Annotated in this window: 17 protein-coding genes; all 17 read right to left on the reverse strand. The window is 28.3% G+C overall.

Going from position 1 to position 13,217, the window contains the following annotated elements; genetic code table 11:
- Nucleotides 1-248: 248 nt before the first annotated feature.
- Entirely contained in the window at nucleotides 249-599 is a 351-nt protein-coding gene (gene rplS / locus A500_RS04435) for a 50S ribosomal protein L19 (RefSeq protein WP_016206392.1), read from the reverse strand.
- A 113-nt stretch (nucleotides 600-712) separates the two neighbouring features.
- Nucleotides 713-1,426 (reverse strand): tRNA (guanosine(37)-N1)-methyltransferase TrmD, encoded by a 714-nt coding sequence (gene trmD, locus A500_RS04440; protein WP_016206393.1) that lies wholly within the window; start codon nucleotides 1,424-1,426, stop codon nucleotides 713-715.
- Nucleotides 1,416-1,913, reverse strand: coding sequence for a ribosome maturation factor RimM (rimM, locus tag A500_RS04445; protein ID WP_016206394.1), 498 nt, complete (start codon nucleotides 1,911-1,913; stop codon nucleotides 1,416-1,418). Before rimM ends, trmD begins: the two co-directional genes overlap by 11 nt.
- A gap of 220 nt (nucleotides 1,914-2,133) precedes the next feature.
- Nucleotides 2,134-2,373, reverse strand: a complete 240-nt coding sequence (locus A500_RS04450; RefSeq protein ID WP_016206395.1) for a KH domain-containing protein — start codon at nucleotides 2,371-2,373, stop codon at nucleotides 2,134-2,136.
- Between the two features lie 44 nt (nucleotides 2,374-2,417).
- Nucleotides 2,418-2,663, reverse strand: a complete 246-nt coding sequence (gene rpsP, locus A500_RS04455; protein ID WP_008678375.1) for a 30S ribosomal protein S16 — start codon at nucleotides 2,661-2,663, stop codon at nucleotides 2,418-2,420.
- Between the two features lie 35 nt (nucleotides 2,664-2,698).
- Complete coding sequence (gene ffh, locus A500_RS04460) at nucleotides 2,699-4,051, reverse strand: signal recognition particle protein (protein ID WP_016206396.1); 1,353 nt, start codon at nucleotides 4,049-4,051, stop codon at nucleotides 2,699-2,701.
- A gap of 19 nt (nucleotides 4,052-4,070) precedes the next feature.
- The gene (locus tag A500_RS04465; RefSeq protein WP_016206397.1) at nucleotides 4,071-4,400 is read right to left on the reverse strand and encodes a putative DNA-binding protein; all 330 of its coding nucleotides are present in this window, start codon (nucleotides 4,398-4,400) and stop codon (nucleotides 4,071-4,073) included.
- A 211-nt stretch (nucleotides 4,401-4,611) separates the two neighbouring features.
- Entirely contained in the window at nucleotides 4,612-5,529 is a 918-nt protein-coding gene (ftsY, locus tag A500_RS04470; RefSeq protein WP_040436528.1) for a signal recognition particle-docking protein FtsY, read from the reverse strand.
- Between the two features lie 16 nt (nucleotides 5,530-5,545).
- Entirely contained in the window at nucleotides 5,546-6,721 is a 1,176-nt protein-coding gene (locus A500_RS22125; RefSeq protein ID WP_479723485.1) for a hypothetical protein, read from the reverse strand.
- On the reverse strand, nucleotides 6,697-7,032 hold the full coding sequence (locus A500_RS22130; protein WP_479723483.1) for a hypothetical protein: 336 nt from the start codon (nucleotides 7,030-7,032) through the stop codon (nucleotides 6,697-6,699). The genes A500_RS22125 and A500_RS22130 overlap by 25 nt, the downstream gene beginning before the upstream one ends.
- A gap of 61 nt (nucleotides 7,033-7,093) precedes the next feature.
- Entirely contained in the window at nucleotides 7,094-9,106 is a 2,013-nt protein-coding gene (gene smc, locus A500_RS22135) for a chromosome segregation protein SMC (RefSeq protein ID WP_479723484.1), read from the reverse strand.
- 189 nt (nucleotides 9,107-9,295) lie between these two features.
- Nucleotides 9,296-10,330: an elongator complex protein 3 gene (locus A500_RS04480; protein ID WP_016206399.1), complete on the reverse strand. Its 1,035-nt coding sequence runs from the start codon at nucleotides 10,328-10,330 to the stop codon at nucleotides 9,296-9,298.
- Nucleotides 10,323-11,021 carry a ribonuclease III gene (gene rnc, locus A500_RS04485; RefSeq protein ID WP_016206400.1) on the reverse strand — a complete coding sequence of 233 codons (699 nt, stop codon included), beginning with the start codon at nucleotides 11,019-11,021 and terminating at the stop codon, nucleotides 10,323-10,325. Before rnc ends, A500_RS04480 begins: the two co-directional genes overlap by 8 nt.
- 131 nt (nucleotides 11,022-11,152) lie before the next feature.
- Nucleotides 11,153-11,383 (reverse strand): acyl carrier protein, encoded by a 231-nt coding sequence (acpP, locus tag A500_RS04490; protein WP_016206401.1) that lies wholly within the window; start codon nucleotides 11,381-11,383, stop codon nucleotides 11,153-11,155.
- A gap of 75 nt (nucleotides 11,384-11,458) precedes the next feature.
- Entirely contained in the window at nucleotides 11,459-12,460 is a 1,002-nt protein-coding gene (gene plsX / locus A500_RS04495) for a phosphate acyltransferase PlsX (protein WP_016206402.1), read from the reverse strand.
- Between the two features lie 56 nt (nucleotides 12,461-12,516).
- Nucleotides 12,517-12,702 carry a 50S ribosomal protein L32 gene (rpmF, locus tag A500_RS04500; RefSeq protein WP_008678357.1) on the reverse strand — a complete coding sequence of 62 codons (186 nt, stop codon included), beginning with the start codon at nucleotides 12,700-12,702 and terminating at the stop codon, nucleotides 12,517-12,519.
- 2 nt (nucleotides 12,703-12,704) lie between these two features.
- Nucleotides 12,705-13,214 carry a YceD family protein gene (locus tag A500_RS04505; protein ID WP_016206403.1) on the reverse strand — a complete coding sequence of 170 codons (510 nt, stop codon included), beginning with the start codon at nucleotides 13,212-13,214 and terminating at the stop codon, nucleotides 12,705-12,707.
- Between the last annotated feature and the right edge of the window lie 3 nt (nucleotides 13,215-13,217).

Here is a 13,217-nt window from a genome sequence, read left to right on the forward strand (position 1 = left end):
CATCATGTATATATCAATCTTTAAAAGTTTAATTTTTATAAAATCTTTTCCTTTAAAGTAAAAAGGTTGACATATATAAATTCCCTTATTTTCTAACTTCACTTCAAATTAATATAAACTTATATATACCTTGACAATTAAACGCAGGAAATTATAAAAAGTTGTTAAAAGAATAGACCTTTTATAATTTCTTAAAAATAAGAAAAAGGGACTTATAAAAGTCCCTTACTTAATCATTAGATAATATATTATCTAACGTTTAATTCTTTAACTTTAGCAGCTTTACCTACTCTATCTCTTAAGTAGAATAACTTAGCTCTTCTAACTTTACCTTTTCTTGAAACTTCCATTCTATCAATGATTGGAGAGTTCATTGGGAAAGTTCTTTCTACTCCAGTTCCGTAAGCAACTCTTCTTACAGTGAAAGTTTCTCTTAATCCACCGTTTTGCTTCTTAATAACTGTTCCTTCAAACATTTGTATTCTTTCTCTTGTACCTTCTTTAATTTTAACGTAAACTTTAACAGTATCTCCTACGTTGAAATTTGGAAGATCACTTCTCATTTGTTCTGCTTCAATAGCTCTTATTATTTCGTTCATTGTGTAGTCCCTCCTTAAATTTATATTAGACGTTCTTAACAAACACTTGACAGAGGACCGCCCGTACTAACACAAAGGTTATTTTAACATAAGTTATGTTATATTTCAATAATTTATTTGTATTTTTCTAGTATTTTTTTATCTTCTTTAGTCAAAAGTATTTTATCATATAAATCTTTTCTTTTTCTTTTAGTTATTATTAGAGCTTGAGCTCTTCTCCATTTTCTTATATTTTCATGATGACCCGAAAGTAGTACTTCTGGTACTTTATCTCCCTCAAATTCTTCTGGTCTTGTATATTGTGGATACTCAAGTAATCCATCTGAAAATGATTCATCCATATAACTTTCTTCTTTACCTAAAACACCATTTTTTAACCTTAAAATTGAATCTATCACAGGAACAGCTGCCATTTCACCACCAGTTAATATAAAATCTCCTAATGATATTTCTAAATCTATATGTTTATATACTCTTTCATCAATTCCTTCATAATGACCACATATAAATATTAGTTCATCTTCTTTAGATAACTCTTTAGCAATATCTTGATTAAAAGTTTTACCTCTAGGGCCTAAAAAAATAACTTTCCCTTTATTATTTTTTTTACAATATCTTATAGAATCTACTAATGGTTGAGGAGTCATTACCATTCCAGCTCCTCCACCATAAGGATAATCATCTACTTTTTTATGCCTACTCAATGTAAAATCCCTTATATTTATTGCATCTATTTCTACAAGTTTTTTTTCTTTAGCTTTCCCTATTATACTGTGATTAAATATATCAAACATTTCAGGAAATAATGTAAGAATATTAATCCTCATCTTGCCATTCTCCTACTGGTTTAATTATTATTTTTCTATTATCTATATTTATATCTGTAACAATTTCTAATAATACAGGAATTAATAATTCTTTAGGTTTTCTTATCCAATAAACATCATTATTCTTTGTTTGTATTACATCATAAACTTCCCCCAAAGATTTACCACTTGTATCATAAACATTACATCCTATTATATCTGCAATATAATATGTATCTTCTTCTAATGGAACTGCATATTCTCTTGGAATTTCCATATATTTATTTTTATATTTTTCTGCTTCTTCTATAGAATCAATTCCTTCTATTTTCACTATTACCCTATCTTTTTGAAATTTACAACCTTGAATTTTTCTTTCTACTCCATCTATTAATACAAAATCTAAATCATTATATCTTTTGGGATCATCAGTTAAAGCTATAACTTTTACTTCTCCTTTTAATCCATGAGTATTTACTATTTTTCCAACTCTTAAAATATCCCTCATTTTTTGCACCTCTTTTTATTAAATTATTTATTTTAATTTATCTATTTAGCTTAGTATTGTCCATATATACTAAAGTTAAAACACTACTTTAAACTCAGTATATTTAATATTTCTAATATTTCTATAATCCTTAGTAGATACATTAGAAATACTACAATTAATTTATTTATCTATGTCTTTATTTATAGTAATTGTATGTTTAAAAAGAGTTAGGATTACCCTAACTCTTTACATCAATAATTTCAACTACTACTTTTTTGTCTTCTTTCATTGCTGCTGCTTTTATAACAGTTCTAATAGCTTTAGCTATTCTTCCCTGCTTACCAATTACTTTTCCCATATCTGCAGGAGCAACCTTTAGTTCCAGAATAATTGATTGCTCTCCTTGGATTTCATTTACATGAACTTCATTTGGATTCTCTACAAGAGATTTAGCTATAATTTCAATTAATTCCTTCATAAACACCTGTAATTACATTAATTACAGAGTTCACCTCCTAAAAATTACTTATTTAATCCTGCTTGAGCAAAAAGTCTCTTAACTACATCTGTAGGTTGAGCTCCATTTTGTACCCATTTAGTAGCTTTTTCTTCATTGATTTTAACTTCAGCTGGTTCAGTTAAAGGATTGTAATATCCTATTTCTTCGATGAATCTACCATCTCTTGGTGCTCTTGAATCAGCAACTACTATTCTATAGAAAGGAGCTTTTTTAGCACCCATTCTTCTTAATCTGATTTTTACTGCCATGTATTTCACCTCCTTTTAAAGTGTGTATTTTTATATTAACTCATAAAAGGTAATTTACCAAAAAAACCTTTTTTAGATTTCTTTTGAAATGATTTCATTTGTTTCATTTGCTTTCTCATCATATCAAAGCCCTTAATGAGTTTATTAACTTCTTGCAATGATGTTCCTGAACCCTTAGCAATTCTCTTTTTTCTTGAAGATGATCCAGCTATTAGCTTTGGATTTCTTCTTTCTTTTGGAGTCATTGAATGGATTATAGCTTTTACTCTACCTAATTGTTTTTCACCAGCATCAAAATCTATATCCTTCATTTCCTTTGGCATTCCAGGAAGCATTTCCATTATTTTGCTTAAAGACCCAAGCTTTTTCATTTGTTCCATAGCTGTCAAATAATCTTCATAAGTAAAATCATTTTCCATCATTTTTGAACTTAATTCTTGTGCTTCTTTATCGTCAAAGGCTTGCTGAGCTTTTTCTATTAGTGAAAGAACATCTCCCATTCCTAATATTCTTGAAGCCATTCTATCTGGATAGAAAACTTCAAAATCACTCATTTTTTCACCTACACCAATAAACTTAATTGGTTTTTCAGTAATATGTCTAATTGATAAAGCGGCTCCACCTCTTGTATCACCATCTAGCTTTGTTAATATAACTCCTGATACATCTAATGAATCATTAAAACTTTCTGCAACATTTACAGCATCTTGGCCTGTCATTGCATCTACTACAAGTAATATTTCTTGAGGTTTTACTTCTTCCTTTATAGATTTAAGTTCTCCCATAAGATTTTCATCTATATGAAGTCTACCAGCTGTATCTATTATTATTACATTATTCCCATTTTCCCTAGCATGAACTATACCGGCTTTAGCAATATCAACAGGATTAACTTTATCTCCCATTTGGAAAACCGGAATATCTATTTGCTTTCCAACTACCTCTAATTGTTTAATAGCTGCTGGTCTATATATATCACATGCTACTAGAAGAGGTCTCTTATTTTGTTTTCTAAGTTGTAATGCAAGCTTTCCACTCATAGTAGTTTTACCTGCTCCTTGCAAGCCAACCATCATTATTATTGTTGGACCTACAGAGTTAAATTCTAATTTGCTTTCACTACCTCCCATAAGATCAGTAAGTTCATCGTTAACAATTTTTATAACTTGTTGAGCTGGAGTTAAGCTTTCTAAAACCTCATTTCCAACACACTTTTCACTGACACTTGAAATAAACTTTTTAACAACTTTAAAGTTAACATCAGCTTCAAGTAACGCAAGTTTTACTTCTCTCATGGCCTCTTTTATATCTTTTTCAGTTAGCTTTCCTTTGCCCTTAAGCTTTTTGAAAGCTTCCTGCAATTTATCTGATAAACCTTCAAAAGCCACGTTAAACCCTCCTATGATTTTATAAATCTTTTAATATACTTTTATATTTATTATAGTCCTCTTCAGAAATTGAATATTTATCTTTTATTTCTTCAAGAAAACTTATAATTATCTTTTCTTGACTAAAACTTTTTTTAAGTAAATTAAGTTTACTTTCATAGGATAGAAACTGTTTATAACATCTCTTTATTAAATCATGGATCGCTTGACGACTTGTGTTATTCAATTCAGCAATTTCAGCTAAGGATAAATCCTCATTATAATAAAGCTCCATAATTTTATACTGTTTTTCTGTTAGTAATGAACCGTATAAATCCATTAATAATGAAATCTCAACCCTATCTTCCATTTCATCACCTTACCCACAAAAGAGATTTTAACAAAACAATTCTATGCTGTCAAGTATTTTTACTTAACACCCTACAAAAATTTAAAATTAAAAATGTAGAATGTAGAATTAAGGAAATAACTTAACTTTGCTAAGTTATAGATTTTAATGAAATTCAGCAAAAGCTGAATTTCCGCCTTAATTTTACACTTTTCATTTTACATTCTTCTTTCTAGAACAGTGCTTCTGCAAATCCTTCTGCATCAAATTCTTGAAGATCTTCTATGCCTTCTCCTACGCCTATATATCTAACAGGTATATTTAATGTATTTTTAATAGAAATTACAACTCCACCCTTTGCAGTTCCATCTAATTTAGTTAATATTATACCATCTATAGGGCAAGCCTCCATAAATTGTTTTGCTTGAACTACTGCATTTTGTCCTGTTGTTGCATCTAAAACCAATAAGGTTTCTTTGTGCGCATTACTAAATTCTCTATCTATTATTCTACCTATTTTTGATAACTCATCCATAAGATTTTTCTTGTTATGAAGTCTTCCTGCTGTATCGCATATTAATAAATCTATATTTCTTGACTTTGCTGCATTTACAGCATCAAAAACTACCGCTGCTGGATCAGAACCTTCCATATGTTTTATTATATCAACTCCTGCCCTTTGGCTCCATACTTCCAATTGATCTATAGCAGCTGCTCTAAATGTATCTGCTGCTGCAAGTAACACTTTTTTACCTTCTTGCTTGTTTTTTGCTGCAAGTTTTCCTATTGAAGTAGTCTTACCTACTCCGTTTACACCTATAACTAATAATATTTCTTTATCACTAGTTTTACTTTCTTCTTTTTCTTCTGTACCTTCTAAAAGAATATCTCTTATTACAGATTTTAATGCTGGATAAACTTCATTTGGGTCATTAATTTTTTCTTTTCTTATCTTTGCTTTTAATCTATCTATAATTTCTATTGTTGTATCCATTCCTATATCAGACATAACTAAAATTTCTTCTAGCTCTTCATATAAGTCCTCGTCTATAGTAATAGCTAATTTTAATGTTTCATTTATTTTATCAGTTAAAGCATTTTTAGTCTTTGAAAGTCCTGATTTTAAATTATCAAATATTTTTCCAAATATAGCCATAATTTACCTCCTAATTATCTTTACTTAAGTCAACTGAAACTACCTTTGATACTCCTTTTTCCTCCATAGTTACTCCATACATAATATCACTTGCTTCCATAGTTCCTTTTCTATGAGTAATTACTATGAATTGAATATTTTCAGAGAATTGTTTCAAGAATTCTGCATACCTATATACATTTGCATCATCCAAAGCTGCTTCAATTTCATCTAATATACAAAATGGTGTTGGCTTCATTTTCAATATCGCAAATAATAATGCAATTGCTGAAAGTACTTTTTCTCCACCTGACATTAGATTTATATTTTGAAGTTTTTTACCTGGTGGCTGAACATTTATTTCTATATTAGCTGTAAGTTCATCACCTTCACCTAAAATAAGTTCTGCTGTTCCCCCTTTAAATAAATCTTTAAAAGTTTCGTTAAAGTTTGCATTAAGTACTTTAAAATTTTCTCTAAAAAGCTCTTGCATTTTTGTAGTCATTTCATTAATAACTGTCGTAAGTTCATCTTTTGCTTTATTTAAATCTTCTTCTTGCGACGACATAAATTCATATTTTTCACAAACTTCTTCATATTCTACAATTGCCGCTAGATTTACGGTTCCAAGAGCTGTGATTTGAGACTTTAATTTAAATATTTCATCTCTAACTTTTGAAACATTCTCTATCTCTAATGCAATTTCTATAGCTTCTGCTAAAGTTAAACTTAGCTCTTCATTTAACCTCTTATAATTATTTTCTCTTTCACTTTCTATTTTAGCATATGATATTTCTCTTTTACTTAATTCATTTTCTAATACTCTTAATATTTCTATTAACTCATTAGCTTCCCCATCTCTTATTTTTAACTTATCTTTTAAAGTTATTCTTTTAATATCGTCAGATTTAAATATATTCTCAAGATTATTTAATCTATTATTAATTTCATTAATTAAATTTATATCTTTATCTATTTGATTTCTTAAAGAAATTATAGTACTTTCTCTTTCTTTGTTTTCTAATTTAAACTTCAATATTTTTTCTTCTTTTTCTCTCTCTTCTTTTTCTTTTCTTTTAAGCTCAGATTCTTTTCCATAAACAACTTCATCTAATGCTGCCTTGTTTATTTTAATTTGTATAGATTCATCTTTTAATTTATCAAACTTCTCTTTCTTTTCTTTTAATAAATCTTCATAAGATAAAATATTATCTCTATTTTTTTATTATTTATCTCTAGATTTTTTAATGATTCCTCTTTATTTTTTATTTCTTCTTTTAATTTATTTAAATTTTCATTGTTTAAAGAAATTTCTTTTTTTGAAACTTCAAAAGAATTTCTAAGTTTAACTCCTTCATTTTCTAAGGACTTTATTTCACTTTCAAATCTTGTTATATCGATTGTCTTCCCATGAACTTCATCACTTTTATTTAAATTTTCCTCATCTATTAATTTTACTTCTTCTTTTATCTTATTTAAATAATCATATTCTAAAGAATATCTATCTTTACTTTCCATTATACTTTTTTGCAACTCTTGAAGTTCTCTTCTTCTTCCTAATATACTTGAATTGTTTTTCTTATAAATACTTCCTCCCGTAAGAGCTCCACCAGCTAATTACCTCTCCATCTAATGTAACTATCTTAAGCTTATAATTACCAATCCTTGATATCTTTAAAGCAGATTCCATATCTTTAGCAATTATTGTTTTACCTAATGAATAATCAATTACTTCTTTAAATTTACTATCAAAACTAATCAAATCAGATGCTAGTCCTAAAAAACCTGAAATGTCTTTTATATTATTAGATATATTTAATCTATTTCCCTTAATAATATTTAAAGGTAAAAAAGTTGCTCGTCCTAAAGAATTTTTCTTGAGATACTCTATTAATAGCTTTGCAGTATTTTCATCATCAGTTATTATATTTGAAATAGCTCCCCCTAAAGATATTTCTATAGCAGTTTCATATTCCTTGTTGACACTAAATACTTCACCCAACACCTTAGTACCTTTTCCATATGCTATTTGTCCATTTTCTATTCTTTCCATTAATCTTTTTACAGAGAGTTGATAACCTTCATAGCTTTTTTCTAAGTCTTTTAAAGTGGTTAATTTCCCTTCTAAAGTATTTATGTTTTTAGATATTTCCCTTATAATATTTTCTTTTTTTGTTATATCGCCAATTAAACTTGAAAGCCTTTTCTTATTTTCAATTATAATATTTCTTAAATTTTCTCTTTCTTTTTGAGTTTCTTCTATATTTTTTCTTAATCCTATAATTGTGGCTAAGTTAATACTTATATTTCCTTCTAAAGTCTTTAAAGTATTCTCACCATTTAATCCTAACTCTTCTTTATTTAGTATTTCTTTATTTAATAAAGAAATACTATTATTGGTTTCTGAAATCTTTCTTAATAACTCAAATTCTTCATTTTTGAAATACTCTATTTCTCTTTCTATTCTTTGAATTTCTTTTTTTAAATCATATATTTCATTTTCCAACCTCTTAATATCATTTTCTTTTTGAAGTTGCTCCTGTATTTTTTCCTCAAGTTCTTTAGCTATATTCTCTTTTTCTTTTTTAGAATCTTCTAAATTATCTTCTAAATTCTTTATTTCCTCTAAATCTTTTTCTATTATTTCTTCTAGATTTTTAATTCTTTCTTTAAGTATTTCTATATTATTTAGACTTTGATTTACTTCCTCCTTTTTAATATAATATTCACTTTTTTCTTGACTATTTTTATTCTCTAATTCTTCTATTTTTACTTCTAAATCTAAAACTTCTTCTTTATATATTTTTAATTTATTTCTTTTAGTTTCTATGTCACATTTTTTATTACTTATTTCTTCACTTATGTTATTAATATCTTTATCTATTCTTTTTATATTATCAACTAAAACAGAAACTTCTTTAACTTTAAGATCTTCTGCTAGAAGTTTGTACTTTAAAGCCTTTTCTCTTTCTACTTTTAATGGCTCAATTCTTTCTTCATAAGTTGAGATTATATCTCTTATCCTAATTAAATTATTTTCTGTATTGGCTAGTTTTCTTTCTGCTTCCTCTTTTCTTGACTTAAATTTAACTATACCTGCTGCTTCTTCTAGTAAGGCTCTCCTATCTTCTGCTTTTCCACTTAATATAGCTTCTATTTTACCTTGTCCAATAAGCGAGTATCCTTCCTTGCCTATTCCTGTATCCATAAACAAGCTATTAATATCTTTTAATCTACACTTTTGATTATTTATTAAATATTCGGTTTCTCCAGATCTAAATATTCTCCTTGTTACTGTTACTTCAGAGTAATCAGTATCTAATGAATTATCTGAGTTATCTAACGTAAGTGAAACCTGAGCTAGTCCAACCGGTTTTCTAAATTGAGTTCCTGCAAAAATGACATCTTCCATTTTCCCACCCCTAAGGGTTTTTACACTTTGTTCTCCAAGAACCCAACGAACTGAATCAGATATATTACTTTTCCCACTACCATTTGGTCCTACTACTGCTGTTACTCCCTTTTTAAACTTTAATTGGGTCTTGTCTGCAAAAGATTTAAACCCTCTTATTTCTATGGATTTTAAAAACATAGATGCACTCCTTATCTATATCAATGATACTAATAGACTCATTGAAAACATGATTGCTAAAATTATAGTAATTATATATATCATTTTTTGTCTCGTTTGTTTTTTCATAATTACCACTCCTATTCTTATTTAAGTTTATAGTAAAGATAGTAAAATATCAATAATAAGGTAGGCAAAATCTTGCCTACCTTATATACTAACCTTTTCTATTCTTTTTAGTACGATAATATTAACATTCCCTCTGTTTATCTTATCTTTGGTAGTAACTGCTATTTTCCCATTATGATTATATTTTAAGTTATTAAAATACACTTTCTTATTTGCGTAAAGCTTGCTTAAATCCTTTGAATTTATTTCTATTATAATATCTTCATCTATATTTATAGATGATTTTATTTTATCACAAAGCAAGCTGCCTTCCACTAACTCTCTAAAAGCTGGATGGAAAGGTCCATCTATAATATCTTTGCCCCAAGTAATATTTTCTGTTGGTTGAAGACCAATCCTAATTATATTAACATTTGCCTCTTTATATAATTTGTATAATTCTTTAGATACACAAACAGCTTCTTCTAAGGAATATGGAGTATACTCTCCTCTTTTATACATTTCTTCCATAGGTGTATCTTTTATCACTAATGATGGGTATATTCTACATATATCTGGTTCCATTTCTATTGATTTTTTTACAGTTTCAATATCCTTTTCAAAATTATCTCCTGGTAATCCTGGCATTATTTGATGCCCTAATGTAATTTTATATTCTTTTATAAGCCTAGAAGCTCTTTTCACATCTTCTGAACTATGACCTCTTCCAGATAACCTTAATACTTCATCATTCAATGATTGAACTCCTAGCTCAATTATATCTACTTTATATTCTTTTAAGTAATCTAATATGTATTTATTTATTGCATCAGGTCTTGTAGACATTCTAATTTTATCTATATAACCTTTTTCCTTATATTCTTTTGCAACAGATAATAATTCCTTTTGTTTATTTATATCTATTGCTGTAAATGTTCCTCCAAAAAAAGATATTTCAATAGTTGAATTATTATGGTCTATTGTTTTAATATACTCTTCTACTGTCTTTCTTACATCTTCATCTGTCACTTCTTTATTAACAGCTCTAGCTATTTTATCTTGATTACAAAATACACATTGATGGGGACAGCCCTGATGAGATACAAATATAGGTATTATATAATGCTTTTTACTCATTAGATTCCTCCAAAGCTCGTAGTGCCTCTTTAGCTGCATTTTGTTCTGATTCTTTTTTACTATATCCTTCACCTTTACCATATTCCTTATCTTCTATTATAACTGAAGTAAAGAATTTTCTTCTATGAGGAGGTCCTTCATACTTAAGCAATTCATATACTATTGATACTTCGCCTGATTTTTGCATTTCTTCTTGAAGTTTTGTTTTATAGTCTAGCACTATACTATTATTAATTGCTTTATCTATTATTTCTTTAAAATGACCGATTATATAATCCTTAACAAATTCAAGGCCCTTATCTAAATAAATTCCTGCAATTAAAGCTTCTACGGCATCTGCTATTATAGATACTCTTTCTCTTCCCCCCGTTAGCTCTTCTCCTCTACTTATCCTTATAAAATATCCTAAATTTAATTTTTTACCAATTTCATAAAGTGAATTTTCACAAACTATTAAGCTTCTTATTTTTGTTAATTCACCTTCACTTTTGTTTTTATAATTTAAAAATAAATATTCAGTAATACATAACTGTAGTATTGAATCTCCTAGAAATTCAAACCTTTCATTATATTCTTGATCTTTATGTTGATTAGCATAAGAACTATGAGTTAATGCAACCTTTAAAAGAGTAGGCTCATTAAAGGTTAGTCCTATATTTTCCTCAACTTCTTTTATATTAAACTTCGCCATTTTATACACTCCTTGAAGTTTATTCTTCAATTTGCTTTTTAACAAAATATCTTTAATAGAGCAAATTCAAGAATAAACCAAATTATATCATAATTTTTAAATATAAAATCCCGCATTAAAGCGGGATTATACTACTCTTCAACATGATTCTTTAAATACTTAACTACATCTCCAACAGTTTTAAAGTTTTCTGCTTCTTCATCTGGGATTTCTGTGTCTAATTCATCTTCTAAAGCCATCATAAGTTCAACTAAATCTAATGAATCTGCATTTAAATCTTCAACGAATGAAGAGTCCATTGTTATATCATCTTCGTTAATGCTTAATTTCTCAGCTATTATTTCTCTAACTTTTTCAAACATCTAATTCACCTCCTACATACATCATTTAGATAATATTATATATTATTTATCTAGTCAATATGCATATTGGTATAATTATATATTATTTTGAAGTTCTTCTTTTATTTTTTCTAATACTTTATTCTCATAAAAAGTTTTTGTTTGTCTTATAGCATTTTTAAAAGCCTTTCCATCTGAGCTTCCATGAGCTTTTATACAAATACCCTCAACGCCTAAAAATGGTGCTCCACCATATTCTTTATAATCAAATTTTGTTTTTAATGCTTTAAAAACAGGACTTAAAAGACCTGCACCAACTTTTCTCATTATTCCTCCAGATAAAATCTCTTCTTTTATCATTCCTAATAATGTTGAAGCTACACCTTCATACATTTTTAACAAAGTATTTCCTACAAAACCATCGCAAACTAAAACATTTACATCACCTTTTGATGTATCTCTTGGTTCTACGTTGCCAACAAAATTCAAACTAATTTCTTCTTTTAATAGCTTGTGAGCATTTTTAGTTAACTCATTACCCTTTTCTTCTTCTGCTCCTATATTAACTAGCCCTATTGAAGGTTCTGCTTTGCCCAATACTCCTTGATAATACACCTTGCCCATCTTAGCAAATTGTAATAAATAGTTAGGCTTACAATCTACATTTGCCCCAGCATCTACTATCATAAAGCTACCATTTCTACCTGGCATAATTGGAGCAAGTGCTGGTCTTTCTACGCCCTTTATTCTTCCAACTATAAGTGTACAGCCAGCCAAAAATGCCCCTGTACTACCTCCTGATATAATTGCATCACATTCTTTTTCTTTTACAAGTCTTAATGCTTTGCATATACTTGAATCTTTTTTCTTCTTTAAAGCCATTACTGGATGTTCATTTGGAGAAATAACTTCTCTTGCATCAACTATATTAATTAGCTTTTCATCATATTGGTATTTCTTTAGCTCTTCTTCTATTTGCTCTTTAGGCCCAGTTATATAATATTCTATTCCTTTGTATTCCTTTAAAGCCTGTATAACACCTTCTATTACAGCCTTAGGTGCATTATCTCCGCCCATGCCATCTATAGCTATCTTCATAATACCATTCGCCCCTTTTCTTTATATATAAAGAAAAGAAAGTCATTAGACTTTCTTTATTCTTCTACTGAAGCAACTACTTCTTTACCTTTATAGAAGCCACAATTCTTGCAAACTCTGTGAGCTAGCTTCATTTCGTGACATTGTGGACACTCAACTATTCCAGGTAAGCTCGCCTTAAAAGTTTGAGCTCTTCTTGAATTTCTCTTTGCTCTATATGTTTTTCTAGCAGGATTTCCCATTACTACACCTCCTTATTTCCAAACAACTCTTGTAACTTTGCCAGTCTTAAGTCTACATCATTTGTCTCACATTGACAAGAACCTTCATTAAGATTTTTACCACATTGGTAGCAAAGTCCCTTACAGTCATCTGTGCAAAGTCTCTTAATAGGTAAGGTTGAAATAATAACATTTTCAACTATTTTAGTAATATCTAAAGTATCACTATCTACAAAAATAATTTCCTCATTTTCTTGAAGTTCCTTATTATTTGTAAACCTTTCTTCTATATCAATATCTATTGGATAGATAAAGGCCTCTAGGCATCTTGAACAGTTTAATTTTAATTTTGTCTTTATTGAAGCTTTTAAAGTTAAAACATCTCCAATAGAAATTAGATCTCCAACTAAATTTATAGCTTCTATAGCTTCTATTTGATCTCCATCAAAAGAAAGTGGAGCTAATTCATATGTTACATTTATTTCTTTTTTTCTTTTCTTAGATGAAATTAAGTCTGAAAATTGTATAATCATATG

Source organism: Clostridium sartagoforme AAU1 (genome assembly GCF_000401215.1).
Lineage (GTDB): Bacteria > Bacillota > Clostridia > Clostridiales > Clostridiaceae > Clostridium > Clostridium sartagoforme.